The organism is uncultured Helicobacter sp., from assembly GCF_937906905.1.
Taxonomy (GTDB): Bacteria; Campylobacterota; Campylobacteria; order Campylobacterales; family Helicobacteraceae; genus Helicobacter_B.
Window position 1 is genome coordinate 52,549 of the sequence record NZ_CALERY010000022.1, and the last position, 15,943, is coordinate 68,491.

16 protein-coding genes are annotated in these 15,943 nt (G+C 45.8%); 6 read left to right on the plus strand and 10 right to left on the minus strand.

Going from position 1 to position 15,943, the window contains the following annotated elements; all coding sequences use genetic code 11:
- The first annotated feature begins 111 nt into the window (after positions 1-111).
- Positions 112-948, plus strand: coding sequence for a substrate-binding domain-containing protein (locus tag Q0171_RS05455; RefSeq protein ID WP_299327557.1), 837 nt, complete (start codon positions 112-114; stop codon positions 946-948).
- A gap of 536 nt (positions 949-1,484) precedes the next feature.
- Here Q0171_RS05455 and acnB read toward each other — a convergent pair.
- The 8 genes from acnB to rpmH all read right to left on the minus strand — a co-directional run bounded on the left by acnB (position 1,485) and on the right by rpmH (position 10,581).
- Positions 1,485-4,055, minus strand: a complete 2,571-nt coding sequence (gene acnB / locus Q0171_RS05460) for a bifunctional aconitate hydratase 2/2-methylisocitrate dehydratase (protein WP_299327559.1) — start codon at positions 4,053-4,055, stop codon at positions 1,485-1,487.
- Between the two features lie 399 nt (positions 4,056-4,454).
- Positions 4,455-5,165 carry a di-trans,poly-cis-decaprenylcistransferase gene (locus Q0171_RS05465; RefSeq protein WP_299327561.1) on the minus strand — a complete coding sequence of 237 codons (711 nt, stop codon included), beginning with the start codon at positions 5,163-5,165 and terminating at the stop codon, positions 4,455-4,457.
- Positions 5,166-5,240: 75 nt separating this feature from the next.
- Positions 5,241-6,674, minus strand: coding sequence for a tRNA uridine-5-carboxymethylaminomethyl(34) synthesis GTPase MnmE (mnmE, locus tag Q0171_RS05470; protein ID WP_299327563.1), 1,434 nt, complete (start codon positions 6,672-6,674; stop codon positions 5,241-5,243).
- Between the two features lie 20 nt (positions 6,675-6,694).
- Entirely contained in the window at positions 6,695-7,549 is an 855-nt protein-coding gene (locus tag Q0171_RS05475; protein ID WP_299327565.1) for a Jag N-terminal domain-containing protein, read from the minus strand.
- Entirely contained in the window at positions 7,549-9,291 is a 1,743-nt protein-coding gene (gene yidC, locus Q0171_RS05480; protein WP_299327567.1) for a membrane protein insertase YidC, read from the minus strand. Before yidC ends, Q0171_RS05475 begins: the two co-directional genes overlap by 1 nt.
- On the minus strand, positions 9,278-9,787 hold the full coding sequence (gene yidD / locus Q0171_RS05485; RefSeq protein ID WP_299327569.1) for a membrane protein insertion efficiency factor YidD: 510 nt from the start codon (positions 9,785-9,787) through the stop codon (positions 9,278-9,280). Before yidD ends, yidC begins: the two co-directional genes overlap by 14 nt.
- A complete protein-coding gene (gene rnpA, locus Q0171_RS05490) occupies positions 9,774-10,421 on the minus strand; it encodes a ribonuclease P protein component (RefSeq protein ID WP_299327571.1) in 648 nt (215 codons plus the stop codon). Before rnpA ends, yidD begins: the two co-directional genes overlap by 14 nt.
- 25 nt (positions 10,422-10,446) lie before the next feature.
- Positions 10,447-10,581 carry a 50S ribosomal protein L34 gene (rpmH, locus tag Q0171_RS05495; protein WP_034560283.1) on the minus strand — a complete coding sequence of 45 codons (135 nt, stop codon included), beginning with the start codon at positions 10,579-10,581 and terminating at the stop codon, positions 10,447-10,449.
- A 170-nt stretch (positions 10,582-10,751) separates the two neighbouring features.
- Here rpmH and Q0171_RS05500 point away from each other — a divergent pair, with 170 nt between their 5' ends.
- Positions 10,752-11,507 carry a hypothetical protein gene (locus Q0171_RS05500; RefSeq protein WP_299327576.1) on the plus strand — a complete coding sequence of 252 codons (756 nt, stop codon included), beginning with the start codon at positions 10,752-10,754 and terminating at the stop codon, positions 11,505-11,507.
- Between the two features lie 100 nt (positions 11,508-11,607).
- On the opposite strand, the gene Q0171_RS05505 is transcribed toward Q0171_RS05500, so the two are convergent.
- Positions 11,608-11,979, minus strand: a complete 372-nt coding sequence (locus Q0171_RS05505) for a hypothetical protein (RefSeq protein ID WP_299327578.1) — start codon at positions 11,977-11,979, stop codon at positions 11,608-11,610.
- Entirely contained in the window at positions 11,954-12,844 is an 891-nt protein-coding gene (locus Q0171_RS05510; RefSeq protein WP_299327580.1) for a hypothetical protein, read from the minus strand. The genes Q0171_RS05505 and Q0171_RS05510 overlap by 26 nt, the downstream gene beginning before the upstream one ends.
- Before the next feature lie 253 nt (positions 12,845-13,097).
- Here Q0171_RS05510 and Q0171_RS05515 point away from each other — a divergent pair, with 253 nt between their 5' ends.
- Genes Q0171_RS05515 through Q0171_RS05530 form a run of 4 tightly spaced genes read left to right on the plus strand, consistent with a single transcriptional unit; the run spans position 13,098 to position 15,941 of the window.
- Complete coding sequence (locus tag Q0171_RS05515) at positions 13,098-13,430, plus strand: 4Fe-4S dicluster domain-containing protein (RefSeq protein WP_299327582.1); 333 nt, start codon at positions 13,098-13,100, stop codon at positions 13,428-13,430.
- 1 nt (position 13,431) lies between these two features.
- On the plus strand, positions 13,432-14,556 hold the full coding sequence (locus Q0171_RS05520; protein WP_299327584.1) for a 2-oxoglutarate synthase subunit alpha: 1,125 nt from the start codon (positions 13,432-13,434) through the stop codon (positions 14,554-14,556).
- A gap of 1 nt (position 14,557) precedes the next feature.
- Complete coding sequence (locus tag Q0171_RS05525) at positions 14,558-15,388, plus strand: 2-oxoglutarate ferredoxin oxidoreductase subunit beta (RefSeq protein ID WP_299327586.1); 831 nt, start codon at positions 14,558-14,560, stop codon at positions 15,386-15,388.
- A gap of 1 nt (position 15,389) precedes the next feature.
- Complete coding sequence (locus Q0171_RS05530) at positions 15,390-15,941, plus strand: 2-oxoacid:acceptor oxidoreductase family protein (RefSeq protein WP_299327588.1); 552 nt, start codon at positions 15,390-15,392, stop codon at positions 15,939-15,941.
- Positions 15,942-15,943 lie beyond the last annotated feature (2 nt).

Below are 15,943 nucleotides of genomic sequence, written 5' to 3' on the forward strand. Positions count from 1 at the left end.
AGAATCTATATGAGATTGAGCTTTACAGAATCTTTACCAAATAAGCTTTGAGACTTTACATGCAGATACTAGCATTGCAAGTGCCTTTAGAATATCACTCAAGGAGTCCAAATGTTTTCACTTTCATCATTCTCTAGTAAGCTAATTCTGGCTATTAGTCTAGGCACGCTTAGCGTGGCAAGCGCTGCTCCAATTAGCCCAATCTCCCGCGAGGAAGGTTCTGGAACACGCGGTGCGTTTGTGGAGATTTTCGACTTGTTACAAAAACAAGGTGAGAAAAAAATCGACATGACCTCGCCAAAAGCCCAAATCACCAACTCCACCGCTGTCATGCTAACCACAATCTCGCGCAACAAAAATGCGATTGGTTATGTCTCACTAGGCTCATTAAACAACAGCGTTAAAGCGATAAAAATCGATAATGTCGAGCCAACAGTCGAGAATATCAAAAGCAAACAATACACAATCTCGCGACCATTTATCGTAATCACAGCCAAAGATGACCCGCTTGCAGATGATTTCTTAAACTTTGTTACATCTACAAGTGCGCAAGAGCTTATCACCAAATCTGGCTATATCCCGCTGGAGCCTCAAGCCTACACACCTAAAAACCCCGAGGGTAAAATCGTCATCGCTGGCTCAAGCTCGATTACTCCACTTATGGAAAAGCTCAAAGAACTCTACATCGCCCAGAATCCTAAAGCCACAATCGAAGTGCAACAATCAGATTCTACTACCGGCGTAAATGCCACGGTGCAGGGGATCGCACAGATTGGTATGGTGAGTCGGGAGCTAAAAGATAGCGAGCTAGCAAAAGGTGTCAAGCCTCGCGTGCTGGCAATCGATGGGCTAGCTGTTATTGTCAATCCAAGCAACCCAATCAAAAACCTAAGCAAAGATGAAGTCAAACAAATCTTTAGCGGTAAGATGAAAGAGTGGGCAAAATAGCCCCTCGCCAATAAATGCTCAAGCAATCCTAGAATCTAGCTAAATCTGGGGCTTGAGCGTTTCAAACAATCAATTCTAAGACTATCCTCTTGCTATTTTATTATGTCTTTTCATTGCTTTTTCCTACTACTATAAGCCAATACACCAAATCTATTGAAGCCACAAACATACTTCCACAACCTAATTTATTAAAATAATGCTTGCATACGATAATCTTACAAGCCAGAGGCTACTATCCATGTGCCAATAAATTTTGCAGTGCCTCTTCTGCTAGCACAAAGTCAAATCACAGGGGCAAAACAAAATGCCCTATGCCATTACGGACTATTTCTGTAGATTTTCAATTATTATATTGAGGCTAAATAGATCAAAAGCAAGCACACCATCTGTTTGGAGTTTAAAAGCTTGTGAGAATCGTGGATTTAGGATTTGGGCGGGTAGAGTCGATAAGTCTAAAAGCAGATTCTGTAATGCAAATCACAATAATTGGATTTGCAAATTTCACAGGATTCTTACAAGAATCCTGTGAAACTGCCCTAGAGCGAGAAGTCTTTGATCTTGTCAAATTCTAGGTATTTATAGACTTTGGCAGTATTCTCGCCTAGTTTTTGAGGAACGATTTGGAGGTATTCTTCAAGGCTGGGGAGTCGCCCAAGCTTGGCACACACCGCACCTAGCTCCGCACTGCCTAGATACACTTGCGCGCCCTTGCCCATACGATTGTCAAAGTTTCTTGTAGAAGTGGAGAATACCACAGCATTATCTCTCACGCGCGCTTGATTGCCCATACATAGGCTGCAGCCGGGCACTTCGATCCTAGCACCCGCTGCGCCAAAGAGCGAGAAATAGCCCTCATCGCTTAGCTGCTTAGAATCCATCTTTGTAGGAGGCACAAGCCAAGTGCGTGTGGCAGACTGCCCTTCGTTTTTCATAATCTCGCCAAATGCCCTAAAATGCCCGATATTTGTCATACAGCTACCGATGAAGACTTCATCGATATTTTTGGGGCGTTTAGGATCAGCTAAAATCTCGCTCAAAGTAGCGACATCATCTGGGTCATTGGGGCAGGCTAGGATAGGGTCTTTGATCTCACTTAGATCAATCTCAATCACTGCGGCATACTGGGCATCTTTATCCGCTCTTAGTAGCACAGGATTGTTGATCCACTCGCGCATTTTCTCTGCGCGGCGCGCTAGGGTCTTGGCATCGCCATAGCCGTCTTTGATCATTGCGTTGATGAGAGAAATGTTGGATTCTAGGTATTCGATGATGGGCTCTTTGTTTAAGGCGATGGTGCAAGCTGCTGCACTGCGCTCGGCACTCGCATCACTTAGCTCAAACGCCTGCTCGACTTTAATGTTTTCAAGCCCTTCGATTTCTAGGATTTTGCCGCTGAAGATGTTCTTTTTGTTTTGCTTGGGGACGGTTAGAAGCCCTTGCTTGATCGCATAGTAGGGGATCGCATTGACTAAATCGCGTAGGGTAATGCCCGAATTCATCGTGCCTTTAAAGCGCACAAGCACAGATTCTGGCATATTGAGTGGCATAGAGCCTGTAACTGCTGCAAAGGCTACAAGCCCACTCCCTGCTGGGAAGCTAATGCCAATGGGGAAGCGCGTGTGTGAGTCTCCGCCTGTGCCAACGGTGTCTGGCAGGCAGAAGCGATTGAGCCACGAGTGGATCACGCCATCTTTAGGGCGCAGGGCGACACCGCCGCGATTGCGCATAAAATCTGGCAAAGTCGCTTGCAAGCTCACATCAGCTGGCTTAGGGTAGGCTGCTGTGTGGCAGAAGCTTTGCATTACAAAATCCGCGCTATAACTTAGGCTAGCAAGCTCTTTGACTTCATCGCGTGTCATAGCACCGGTGGTATCTTGGCTGCCCACGGTGGTGGCGATTGGCTCGCAGTATTCCCCTGCTCTCACGCCCTCTTTGCCGCACGCTCGCCCGACCATTTTCTGCGCTAGGGTGAAGCCCTTTTGGCTAGATTGTGGCTGGGCTGGTTTGGCAAAGCCATCAAACTCACCTAGCCCTAGGAATTTGCGCGCCTTGTTGGTAAGCCCCCTACCGATGATAAGGGGGATCCGCCCTCCTGCGCGGATTTCATCAAAGATCGTGTTTGGACTTAGGGTGAAGCTGCTTACCACCTTGCCATTTTTCACAATCTCGCCGCTATAAGGCTTAAGGGTGATAATATCGCCCTCTTTAAGCTCATCGACATTTGCCACCACTGGTAGGCAGCCGCTATCTTCACAAGTGGCGAAAAAGATGGGCGCGATAATGCTGCCTATCACAAAGCCGCCGCTTTTTTTGTTTGGCACAAATGGAATATCATTGCCAAAGTGCCATACAATTGAGTTGCAAGCAGACTTGCGGCTGCTGCCTGTGCCTACGACATCGCCGACATACACGACGCTAGCATTATTATCTTTAGCGATTTTTTTGATATTTTCTATGCGTGCTTCGTAGTTTTCAACGCGGCTTTTTAGCATAGCTTTAGCGTGCAAGGGTATATCACTCCTTGTGAAAGCATCGCTTGCTGGGCTTAGGTCATCGGTGTTGGTCTCACCATCGATTTTAAGCACAGCTAGCTTAATCTCTTGTGGCAGGGCAGGCTTATGCAAAAACCACTCGGCGTTTGCCCACGACTCGATAATCTCTTTTGCTAGGGCAGAAGTTTTACTCATCGCTGCAATCGTATCAAACACATCATAAATAAGCAGCGTATGTTTGAGCCCATGTGTGGCGATTTTAGCCACCTCCGCGTCTTTAGATTCTAGGGCTTTGATAAGGTAGGGGACATTGTAACCTCCTAGCATTGTGCCAAGCAGCTTTGCCGCAAGCTCTGGGGCAATGCTCTTACACGCCTTGCCTGCGATAATCTCTCCTAGAAACTCCGCTTTAAGCTTGGCTCCTTCATCGACTCCGGGGCTTACGCGGTTTGTAAGGAGATCAAGCGCGAAATCCTGATCCTCCTTGCTCGCACTGGAATCCAACAAAATTGCAATCACTTCTTTTGTCTGCGCTGGTGTGAGTGGTAGGGGTGGAATACCCTCTTTAGCTCTTTCTTCTAAGGCTTGTTTATATGCTGTAATAAACGCTTGCATGAGTGCTCCTTTTGATGTTGCTGTGGTATTCGCAAATGCGGACTAAATCACAAGCCAAGAACCCTTACTCTCAAACCTAAAGCTAGATAGATTCCAGTGTGGGATTGTCCTGTGATTTGCGCTTTGGTGGTTAAGTATAGCAAATTTATCGCGGCATAAGTTTAATTATTTCTTAACTTTTTGGAGTGTTTAAGGCGAGGGGAAACTTTAGAATCTCCATGTCTTTTTAAACTCCCAGGCAGGATTCTAGGGTTTGATCGAAAACTTCACACACCAAAAATCACTTGCAATGGAATCTATTCTCATTGGATTCTAGGATTTTACAATTTTAGATAAGCATGCACTATCTAACTAAATAGATGAGATGACCATACGCAACAAAATCGTATGCCAAACACACTAGAGCCCACCAAATCGCCTTGTGCGCGAGTGAAACTCCTCAATAATGCGTGCTAGCTCGTTGGTGTTAAAATCTGGCCACAGCGTATGGGTGAAAGCTAGCTCGGCATAGCTTGCTTGCCATAGCAGGAAGTTTGAGAGCCGCTGCTCGCCACCTGTGCGGATAAGCAAATCTACATCAGGCATATCCGCAGTATCAAGCGCATTGGCAAAAGTGGATTCCAGGGCTTTGACTGCTTCTTGGGGGCTTTGCGCGCCATTAGACATATTTGCTTGTAGGATTTTGTAGCACGCTCTTGCAATTTCATTGCGCGAGCCGTAGTTTAGGGCTAGGGTTTGGGTGAGCTTGGTGTAGCTCTTGGTGCTAGATTCTAGCGTATAGATAAGATCACGAAGCGGCTGGGAAAATGTTTCAATATCCCCAATAGCACGAAACTTTATTTCATTTTCATGGTAGGTTGGCGCCTCATCGCGTAGGTAGCGCTCCAAAAGACGCATGAGAAAATCGACCTCTTTTTTAGGGCGATTCCAATTCTCCGTGGAAAAGGCATAAAGAGTGAGGAATTGTATCTCATGTTTGGCGCACCAATCAGTGATGACGCGCACATTTTTTGCGCCTTTTTTATGTCCAATATGGCGAGCTTTACCCTGCATTTGTGCCCATCTGCCGTTGCCGTCCATAATGATTGCTATATGCTGCAATGCCTGCATGAAAAATCCTTTTTAGATTAAATTGATTGAAAATAAAGCGCGATTATACTTGAATTCTCCACTTACATCACTTGTCTATTTGCCCAGGCAAAACTCCCTAAACATACTATCAAGCACTTCCTCACTATTATAAGGGCTCGTGATATGCCCTATAGATTCTAGGGCGTCTTTGATATGGTAGGCAAAAAGCTCTAACTCGCTAGACTCCAGTCGCACACGCGCGGCATGGATATGCTCCCTGGTCTTTGCGATAGCTTCTTGCTGGTAGGGTGCGCTTAGGATAATCTCCTCATAAGAGCCTGCATGCAAAGCACTGGCTATGGCGCCCTGCAGCGTATGGGCTGTGGCTTCACGATTAAGTGCATTGATATGTAGCAGAGTAGATTCTGGCAGCTCCAGTAGCGAAGCCAGCAAACTAGAATCCAGAATCTGTGGCTTATCGGCTTTATTGATGATTGGGAGTATGATGAGCTTGGGATTGATGCGCTTGTGAGCGACAATCAACGCAATAACCTCTCTATCATACAAATCTAGCGCACTTGAGCCATCAAAGACAGCTAGAGTTATTGTAGATTCTGCGAGGGCTTGCTTGGTTTTTTCTATGCCTTGCGTCTCAATCGCATTATCACTCTGGCGGATTCCAGCCGTATCAATGAGACGCACGCGATGAGTATCAATAAGGATATGCTCCTCTATCCTATCACGCGTGGTGCCAGCTATGGGAGAGGTGATAGCGCGATCATAGAGCAAAAGCGCATTAAGCAACGAGGATTTGCCGACATTTGGCTTGCCAATAAGCGCGAGACGCACTTCATCGCTGCTACGAGCGGTGGAAAACACATAAATCCGCTCTAGCCGCTCATCGAGGTGGGAAAGCATAGAATCTATGCGCGCGATGATATCACTAGGAATATCCTCCTCGCTATAATCAATCATCACTTCCGTATGTGCAAGCGCGCTAAGCAAGCTCTCTCTACACTCTTGCACAAACTGCCCCAAATCGCCTTTGAGCTGGCGGATCATGGCGCTTTGAAACGCAATATCCTGCGTGCTAATCATCTGGGCTATGGCATTTGCTTGTGCTAAATCGAGTCGCCCCGACAGCACCGCACGCTTGGTAAATTCCCCAGCCCTCGCCATTCTCGCCCCTAGCTGCACACATGCGCGCACCACACGCTGCCCGATGATATCCCCACCATGACATTGAAACTCTACAACATCTTCGCGCGTGTAGCTTCTAGGTGCCGCAAAATACAGCACAATCGCCTCATCGATAAGCTCGCATTTTTGACCAGAATCTCGCTCTGCTTTGGAGCTTTGAGAAAGTATCTCTTGCGAAAGATGCTCTGGAGCATAGAGCGAGCATAGCGTAGCATAGCGTGGAGTAAAAGCACTCGAGCGACGCGTAATCCGCTGGGCTATGGCAAGTGCATTTGTGCCACTTAAGCGCACAATACAAATCCCACCTATCCCGCTAGGCGTAGCGATCGCGACGATTGTATCTTGCAAGCAGAATCTACCACAAGCACTTAGTGATAAAAATCATTGATGACGATATAGCGCTCATTTTGCGGATTCTGGCGAAACGAAATATATTTATCCGGGAGCTGCTCGCGGAGCTTTTTAAGCGCAATAAAGGCTAGAATCCCATCAAGTGGCTTGGTTTTGGCTTTGCCCTCTCGGCGCACTTCATTGATGATACCTACCAAATACGCGTCTATGGCTTCTTCTTGATTATGCAAAAATTGTGCAATTTCCAGGCGGATATTGTAGCCATAAGCTGGCTGAATCCAATTAAAGAGCAGGTATGAGAGCGCTTTGTATCGATAGCCTCTCTCGCCAATAAGCAGTGCAGAATCTGGTCCGTCTAAATAGATATAAAGCGTTTGTGGATCATAGAAGCTTACTTGAATAGTGTGGATTTGGTAAGGTATATAGGAGAACATTTCTTTAATATGAGAAGTGATTTCTTGGATAACCTCTTCTTTTGTCTGGAATGTTGGTGTTTGGAAAGCCTGGGGCTGTGAGATCTCTGTGCGTGGATTCTGGTCGTGTGAATCGCGCAAAAAATCCGAAGCGTCAAAAAACTCCTCACTAGAATGCTGGCTGGAAGCGCCAGAAAATGAAGAGGCGGATTGAGTGTTGGATTTTGGCGTGGCATGTGAAGTGCGATTTGCCGACATAGATTGAGCTAAGGGTGCCATCATAGAGGGGATTGGAGTGGTTATATTAGCAATGATAATGGCAGGCTTTTTGAACAGCCCAAATACCCCTTTGGACTCGTATTGTATAACTTCATATTCCAGCTCTGTTACAGAGCAGCCAAACTCCAAGGCTGCTTGGCTTAGGGCGTTTTGAAGTGTGGGCGCAGTGATCTTTTTCATTACTTACCTCCAGCCTCTTTGCTGTGCTTATGGGCATGCTTGTGCTTGGCGATTTCTGCAGCTCTTTGCTTATCGATGATTTTGTTGATGACAAGCTGCATACCGATGGCAAAGATATTGTTAATCGTCCAATACAGCACAAGCCCTGCTGGGAAAGTGATAAGAAAGAGCGTGAAAATCACAGGCAAGAGTTTAAAGATTTTAGCCTGGGTTGGGTCAAGTGTATTTGGCGTGAGAGCTTGCTGGATATACATACTAGCCCCCATAAGAATAGGCAGGATAAAGTAAGGATCCATTACTGATAGATCGTGTATCCATAGAATCCACTGCGAGCTTTTAAGCTCCACAGCATTATACAGCACGCGATAAATGGCGAAAAATACAGGGATTTGTAGCAGCAGTGGCAAGCAGCCTCCAAGTGGATTTGCGCCGTGCTTTTTGTAGAGCTGCATCATCTGCATTTGCATTTTTTGCGGATCGCCTTTGTATTGCTCTTGGATTTCTTTCATTTTAGGCGTTAAGTCTTTAAGCCGCTGCATACTCATAATGCCTTTATAGCTAAGAGGGAAGAGAATCAAGCGCACAATAATCGTAAGTCCGATAATCGCCCAGCCCCAATTCCCCATAAGCATATAGAGCCACTCTAGGAGCAAAAACACAGGTTTGGCAAAAAAGGTGATAAGCCCATACTCTACGACATCAGTGAGCGGCTCGTAAATAGATTTTAGTAGCTGGTAATTCTTAGGTCCCACATAGCCCTCTAAATCGATAGTAGAATCTAGCATTATGTAGGGGATTGGGTGTTTCTTACTATCGCCGACAACTTGCGTGTGTAGCCCTCGCACATCGCGTGTGAAAAGCAGCGTGGTAAAGTAGCGATCAGATGCGGAGATAAAGGGCACTTGCGTGAAAGACTGCCCTTCAGGCTTGGCGTCTTTGTCTTCGATTTTTTCTATCGTGCCATTGAGTCCGCCACTTTTTAGCACAACGCCGTGGAAGGCATAGCCATCATCATCAGCAACTGGGCGCATACCACTTGAGAGTGCGTAAGGCGTGGGCTTAGAGAGAGCGATGTTTATGGTGTATTTCAAGCCATCTTCATCGTAGAAAAAGCGCAAAGTTTTGGTGATAGTGAGATCTTTTAGATTCTGGGTTAGGATAAGCTCTTGTGGGGCATTTTTATCGCTAGAGAGCGTGATATTCGCACTTGAAGCCTTGTAAGCGGTGTTTGCAGCAAGGGCATTTAGCTCTGGATTTTCAAGCCGCACTTCCAGTGGGAAAATCGCATTTGATGAGAAAAGTGGAAGCTTCTCTAAGGGTTTAGATTCTGTGGAGTTTAGCCCAAATAGCCTGCCTAAGTGGCTAAATATCCCCTCTTGACGGGGTGCAGTGAATTTTCTATCTTTCAAATAGACTTGTGCTATGCGCCCTAGATCATCAATCTCTACCTCCACGCTATTAGAGATGATACGTGAAATCACTGGACGCGCAGGAGTTTTGAAAGGCTCGCCAGAATCTACCCTAGCGCTAGAGCCACTCGTATCGACGCTGCTAGAATCTTTGGCAAAGCTTGGGTTTGAAGCCACATTTGCGCTGCTAGATTCTGCTTGCTGGGCACTAGATGGAGTGGATTGGGACTTTTGCTTGTTTGGATCTTGGACAAAATAGCTATATACGATAATAAAGAGAAACGACACCACCACTGCAAGCAAAACGCGAGAATTCATATCATCTTTTTTCATTTATACTCCTAAATGTTGGGATAAGCATACAAGGTATATGTGAAATATGTAGGCAAAGATGCGACATACATGTACACCCAGTTTTACACTCTTTGTATGTGCGCAAAGGCACAAGCCAATAAACAATAGAATCCAGAAGTTTTACATCACTCAAGCGATCTGGATAAAAGCTTGATTGATTAAGACTGCTACTAGGGCAAAATGTGATAATAGGATAATCCACTCCGCCTTGTGCGAAAGGCTGACAGCGCAAAAGCCGATAAGCGATTTTCCCCACTGCGCGGAATGGATTCTCGTTTGTCAAAAGCAAATACGCGTAGTGCGAGCATGTAGGGTAAAATCGGCAAGAATTTCCAAATACAGGCGAGAGAAAAAGCTTATACCCGCGCCAAAGTATCAAAAGAGCGCTGCGAGAAAGCGCGCATATTGGCACTACCACACGCACGAAATTTAGGCGATAAGCCTTAGTGCTTGCAAAGCTACTAGACACACGCATGTGATCCTCGCTTTGCCAAATCCGCGACATCTGCGCCTCTTGCCACGCCCTTTGGATTTGCAAGCCTGGTTGGCGCGACAGAATCCATAGATTTTAATCTATTTAGCTGATTTACTTCCATATGCTCGCCCTCATCAGATCGACCACCATGTCGAAGCCGCGGCTGTGTGCGCTTAGCCTGCGCCTGGCTTGAAGCTCTAGGCTGAACACTTCTGGTGCCTTGGTGGGAGTGTAAATTGCGCAGGATAAAAGCAAATGTCCTTTCAAACGACTCCCTAAGCTCGCTAAAGCTCATAGTAGCTATACCAGCTTTAGCCACAAATACAAGCTGGAGTTTTGGAGCAACCCCAGAATGTCTAGACGACCAAGCAGCAGAGAATCCAGAAAACAAAGTATGCGCGATAGATTCTCGGCAGATCATGCGGACCCGACGCTTTAGGAGATTACGCGCTGGAGCACTGCCTACCTTGCGCGAGACACTAAGCCCTAGCAAGATTTGTGGCAAATTTCTATCAATACTCTTAGAATCTTGGCATAGTGCATAAAGCACGAAATTCTTCCCATAGCGATAGAACCCATGCCGATAGACCAGATCAAAATCTGCCTTTGTCTTAAGAGAATCCAGCGAACCCATAGCCCATACCAGTCTCTACTACGCACTATACCGCGAGTCGTTTTCGTCCTTTAGCGCGTCTGGCGTTAATAACTCGGCGACCATTTTTTGTCTTCATTCGCTCACGAAATCCATGTGTTCTTTTGCGTGGAGTATTGTGTGGTTGATATGTTCGTTTCATGACAGATACCTTTAAAAGCGTGAAATTAAGTTGTGGATTCTAGCAGGATTTGGCTTAGGTATAGCTTGAATCAATCGCGGAATCTATTTACTTTTTGGCTATATCGTTACACGGAATTTCATGCGGAATCCATGGGGTGCCAATTTAAGAAATCAAAGCAAAGGAATATCATGAGAAATAATAGTTTAAAATCGTTGCGCGCAATGATGGGCGCGATACTACTCTGCTTGGCAGGTATTTATTCTAGCGGATGTGCGAGCTTTTCTATCCAGGCGAGCAAATCTCCCGCTGATACTTTGCAAGATGAGGTGCGCTATAAAAAAGGTGTGCAGATCCTGCACTCCACTCTCCCGCACTCCAAAGTCCAAGTCGAGCATGCCCAAAAACACATCACACACGATACGATTGTGCTCTATATTAGCGCACAGCTTGTAGGCAATGGCAATTTGCAGGGCGATTCCAAGCAGCTTGTACTCACACCAGCAAATGTGCGCGCAAGCTTTGATGACCTACCCTTGCAAGTGCTAGGCTATGAAAAACTACGCAAAAGCGATTATGACTTTATCGATGTGTTGCAAGATTTCAATATCCCCACCCCTACACCAAGCACCAACTCACAAACCACTTACTACAATATCTCGCCATTCTATTACATGATGGATCCGGTTTTTGCATTCTACATGCCTATGGCAAGTCCGTTTGTCATCGAAAACGCTAGCTCTGTAGCATACACACAAGAAAAACGCGGCGCACTCAAAGTGCTGCTAATGAACTATCTGCGAGAATCCACCCTAAGCACCAAAGAAGCACGCGGCGGCTTTATTGCCATCAAGCGTGCAGGCATTAAAGAGAGCGGCACACTACACCTAGAAGTGCAAATAGGCAAGGATACTCATCGCTTTAGTTTTGCTGTCGTGAAGTTGTAGGCATTAGGAAAATCACAGGCATAAAGCACGCGATAAACCCAATAAAACAACACCATAAACCTAATATGGATTGCCAAAGCACGCCAAAACAACACCCTACTCAAAAAGCTTGGATTCTAGCAAGCTCCCCTTGATTTATCATATCAGCTAGTGTATTCATGCACTCTTCTATGATTCGCTCCTCCTCTGCTAGCGTGATAGAATCCATGCGCGTTTCCACAAAAACATAGCGCTTATTGTGTGTCGCCCAGCGGCGTGTGTCATAGCGCGGATAGATGGCAATGGTGGGGATACGCTCATTAAGTGCAAAATGCAGCGCGCCAGTGCTAGGACTTATTACCACACTTGATTGCGAGATCAATGCACCAAGCATAAGGAGCTCGTCGGTATTTTGATAGACGATAAGCTTTTGTAGTGGAGTAGAATCTATGGGAGTAGGTTCTGGGCTAGAATCTAGCGCGGTAGAATTCAAAAAGCTTATAGGGGGGGGGGGCAATATTATGGGTGCTTGTTTGCTCTGCTTGGCTTGTGGCTATTTTGGCTATGGTTTGTGATCCCCCACAATACCGCTTAGAGCAGTATTGTGCCAATGCCTCGACAAAGCGCGCATGCACTTTCTCAAATGTGATTACCAAAGGGATACAATCACACCTGCTTGCCACTTTATCAATAAGCCGCAAAAACCCATGCAAGCTTAGCGAATACGGGCAGGCGTTGTTAAATGGATTTATCATCACAAGATAGCGCGCAGGATTTTTGCCAGAATCTTTGCTGACATCTCTGCTAGAATCAAGCTTCACTCGTTTGGCTAGCTCTGCGGCAAGAAACTTTTGAGCCTTTTCTTCACGCTCGCTTCCACAAGCGATTTTCGCATTTGTAAGATCGATATTGCCAATGCGCTCATCATAGCGCTTAGGGTCGATCGCCCTTGCATAGGCAAGCAGAATCTGGCGCTCATCATAGTGATAATATCGCTTCCCCATATAAATAGGCACTGTGCGACAGCGCAGAGAAAATAGGCTTCTAAATTTCGTAGCACAGATGATTTTTCTAGCATTGGTGGAGAGAGCGAAATTGATAAAGATAGTTTTGGCATTTGAGAGAATCACATAGTCGCAACGCACAGCATCTATATCTTCTTTGGTGCATTCACGCACTTCATCGACAAACTCACAATGACGCAAGAGATTTTGCATGGTCGGCTTGGCAAACACAATGAGCTCGCAGTCATAAATAGCCTTAATCGCATAAAAGCTCTCAAAACCTATCACGCACTCGCCTAGCGCATTTTGGATAAATATCACACCAATACGCAATCGCGCCTTATCCCTAGCCATATCATCAGCTCCCAACCTAGAATCTAAATCCCATAATCATAACAAAATCTACAGCACAAATTGCAACCATAGACAGCTTAGTATCAATGCCAGATAAGTAAAAAATTTCTTTACTTAATGAAAAAAATAAAGGGAGATTTAAGTTTTTTTATATCAAACTTGCACGCGTTGCAAGATTCTAGCTAGAGCTAGTAAGACTGGATTCTAGTGGTATTTTGGTATCAATCCTACAAAGCTTCCTAAAGGAGAAAATATGTCAAATATGGTCGCCCCAAGTCAAACTCCTGTGTGGGTCAATGAGGCGCGTTGCAAGGCTTGTGATATTTGCGTATCGCTATGCCCTGCTGGCGTGCTTGGTATGCGCCTAGATCCGCATAAGGTTTTGGGCAAAGTGATAGAAGTAGCCCACCCCGAGAGCTGCATAGGCTGCCAAGAGTGCGAGCTTCACTGCCCGGATTTTGCGATTTATGTCGCCGATAGAAAAGAATTTAAATTCGCCAAAATCACACCCGAAGCGCAAGAGAGGGCACAGCAAGTGCGCAGTAATCATTACATGGCTTTAGATACCAATACACAAAGGAAGTAACATGCGAGAGGTAATTTCTGGCGGCAATGAGCTTGTGGCAAAAGCAGCCATAGATGTAGGTTGTAGGTTTTATGGTGGTTATCCCATTACTCCATCGTCTGATATTATGCACGAAATGAGCGTGCTCCTACCAAAGCACGATGGGCATTTTATCCAAATGGAAGATGAGATAAGTGGGATTTGTGCCGCACTTGGTGCGTCAATGAGTGGGGTGAAGTCTATGACAGGTAGTTCTGGTCCGGGGATTTCGCTAAAGGTAGAGCAAATCGGGCTGGGATTTATGGCTGAGATTCCGCTTGTCATCGCTGATGTCATGCGCTCTGGTCCTTCTACTGGTATGCCTACGCGCGTAGCACAGGGCGATGTAGGGTTTTTGAAGCACCCAACACATGGGGATTTCAAAGCCGTAGCAATCGCTCCTGGGAATCTAGAAGAGTCCTACACACAGACCATTCGTGCTTTTAACCTCGCAGAAGAGCTCATGACACCAGTGTTTTTACTAATGGACGAAACTATCGGGCATATGTATGGCAAAACACATATTCCAGAGCTCGCAGATATACAAAAATCCATAGTCAATCGCCGTGTTTTCAAAGGCGACCACAAAAGCTATCAGCCTTATCAAGTAGAATCCAATGAGGGCGCGGTTTTGAATCCGTTTTTCACGGGCTATCGCTACCATATCACAGGGCTTCACCACGGACCACTAGGCTTCCCTACAGAAGATGCGCAAATGGGGCAAGCGCTCATCGACAGGCTCTTTAATAAGATAGATTCTAGAGAATCCACCATCTGCCAAAATGAGGAACTTGACCTAGAGGACGCAGAGATCGCTATCATCGCCTATGGCTCCACGGCTCTAGCGGTAAAAGAAGCCATGATTGAGCTTAAAAAGCTTGGTAAAAAGGTAGGACTATTCCGCCCAATCACTCTCTGGCCAAGTCCAAAAACTCGCTTAAAACAGCTTGGTGAGAAATACAAAAAAATTCTCGTAATAGAGCTCAATAAAGGTCAATATCTCGAGGAAATCGAGCGCGTGCTTCTGCGCAAAGTCGAGTTCATGGGACAAGCAAATGGGCGCAGCATATCGCCTGCGCAAATTATAGAAAAGATCAAGGGGATGTAACATGGCTTTTAATTATGATGAATATTTACGCGTAGATAAAATGCCTACGCTTTGGTGCTGGGGCTGTGGCGATGGCGTTATCCTAAAATCGATTATCCGCACAATCGATGCACTTGGTTGGAATATGAATGATGTATGCTTGGTAAGTGGGATTGGTTGCAGTGGGCGCATGAGCTCCTATGTCAATTGCAATACTGTGCATACCACACATGGACGCGCATTGGCGTATGCAACAGGCATTAAGCTTGCCAATCCTAAAAAGCATGTAATTGTCGTAAGTGGTGATGGCGACGCGCTGGCAATCGGCGGGAATCACACGATCCATGCTTGTAGGCGCAATATCGATTTAAACTATGTGCTAGTCAATAACTTTATCTACGGGCTTACAAACTCCCAAACCTCACCCACCACGCCACAAGGCATGTGGACAGTTACTGCGCAGTTTGGCAATATCGAAAATAGCTTTGATCCCTGCAAGCTTGTCGATGCAGCAGGAGCGACATTTGTCGCCAGAGAATCTGTGCTCGATCCCAAAAAGATTGAAAAAGTGCTCTATGAAGGCTTTAAACATGAGGGCTTTAGTTTCTTTGATATCCATAGCAACTGCCACATCAACCTTGGACGCAAAAATAAAATGGGCGAAGCGGTGCAGACGCTCAAGTGGATAGAGTCTCGCACCATTAGCAAACGCAAATATGACGAATTGAATGAAGAAGAAAAAGTTGGTAAATTCCCCACTGGAATTCTCAAACATGACACAAGCAGAATCGAATATTGTCGTGCATATGATGGTGTCATCGAGAAAGCTAAAATGCAAAAAGGAGGGCACTAATATGGAAGCACAACTTCGTTTCACTGGTGTAGGTGGTCAGGGTGTTTTGCTCGCGGGCGAGATTCTCGCAGAATCTAGAATCCGCGCAGGTGGCTATGGCGTGCAAGCTTCGACCTACACCTCTCAGGTGCGTGGCGGTCCTACAAAAGTCGATATCCTGCTAGACTCGCAAGAGATTCTCTATCCTTATGCCAATGAGGGGCATATTGATTTTATGCTCTCTACTGCGCAAGTGAGCTACGAGCAGTTCAAAAATGGCGTGAAAGGTGGTGGAATCATCGTTGTTGAGCCAAATCTTGTAACCCCGAGTGCAGAGGATAAAAAGATGTTTAGAATCTATGAAATTCCAATCATCACAATTGCCAAAGAAGAAGTTGGCAATGTCGTTACGCAATCAGTTGTCGCGCTTGGTGTAACCGTTGCTTTCACGCAATGTGTCGATAGGGATTTAGTCTATGAAACAATGATTGCAAAAGTCCCAGCAAAAGTCGTGGAGCTCAATAAAAAAGCATTTGAGCTAGGTGAAAAATACGCGAAAAACGCCATGGCATAGTG

Excerpts from the sequence above, each read along its gene's own strand:
- Q0171_RS05520 (WP_299327584.1), top strand. The coding sequence starts at position 13,432 with ATGCGAGAGGTAATTTCTGGCGGCAATGAGCTTGTGGCAAAAGCAGCC.
- Q0171_RS05500 (WP_299327576.1), top strand. The coding sequence starts at position 10,752 with ATGAGAAATAATAGTTTAAAATCGTTGCGCGCAATGATGGGCGCGATA.
- yidD (WP_299327569.1), bottom strand. The coding sequence starts at position 9,787 with ATGCGTGTGTCTAGTAGCTTTGCAAGCACTAAGGCTTATCGCCTAAAT.
- Q0171_RS05515 (WP_299327582.1), top strand. The coding sequence starts at position 13,098 with ATGTCAAATATGGTCGCCCCAAGTCAAACTCCTGTGTGGGTCAATGAG.
- rnpA (WP_299327571.1), bottom strand. The coding sequence starts at position 10,421 with ATGGGTTCGCTGGATTCTCTTAAGACAAAGGCAGATTTTGATCTGGTC.
- Q0171_RS05465 (WP_299327561.1), bottom strand. The coding sequence starts at position 5,165 with ATGCAGGCATTGCAGCATATAGCAATCATTATGGACGGCAACGGCAGA.
- Q0171_RS05455 (WP_299327557.1), top strand. The coding sequence starts at position 112 with ATGTTTTCACTTTCATCATTCTCTAGTAAGCTAATTCTGGCTATTAGT.
- Q0171_RS05475 (WP_299327565.1), bottom strand. The coding sequence starts at position 7,549 with ATGAAAAAGATCACTGCGCCCACACTTCAAAACGCCCTAAGCCAAGCA.
- acnB (WP_299327559.1), bottom strand. The coding sequence starts at position 4,055 with ATGCAAGCGTTTATTACAGCATATAAACAAGCCTTAGAAGAAAGAGCT.
- rpmH (WP_034560283.1), bottom strand. The coding sequence starts at position 10,581 with ATGAAACGAACATATCAACCACACAATACTCCACGCAAAAGAACACAT.
- Q0171_RS05510 (WP_299327580.1), bottom strand. The coding sequence starts at position 12,844 with ATGGCTAGGGATAAGGCGCGATTGCGTATTGGTGTGATATTTATCCAA.
- Q0171_RS05525 (WP_299327586.1), top strand. The coding sequence starts at position 14,558 with ATGGCTTTTAATTATGATGAATATTTACGCGTAGATAAAATGCCTACG.
- Q0171_RS05530 (WP_299327588.1), top strand. The coding sequence starts at position 15,390 with ATGGAAGCACAACTTCGTTTCACTGGTGTAGGTGGTCAGGGTGTTTTG.
- yidC (WP_299327567.1), bottom strand. The coding sequence starts at position 9,291 with ATGAAAAAAGATGATATGAATTCTCGCGTTTTGCTTGCAGTGGTGGTG.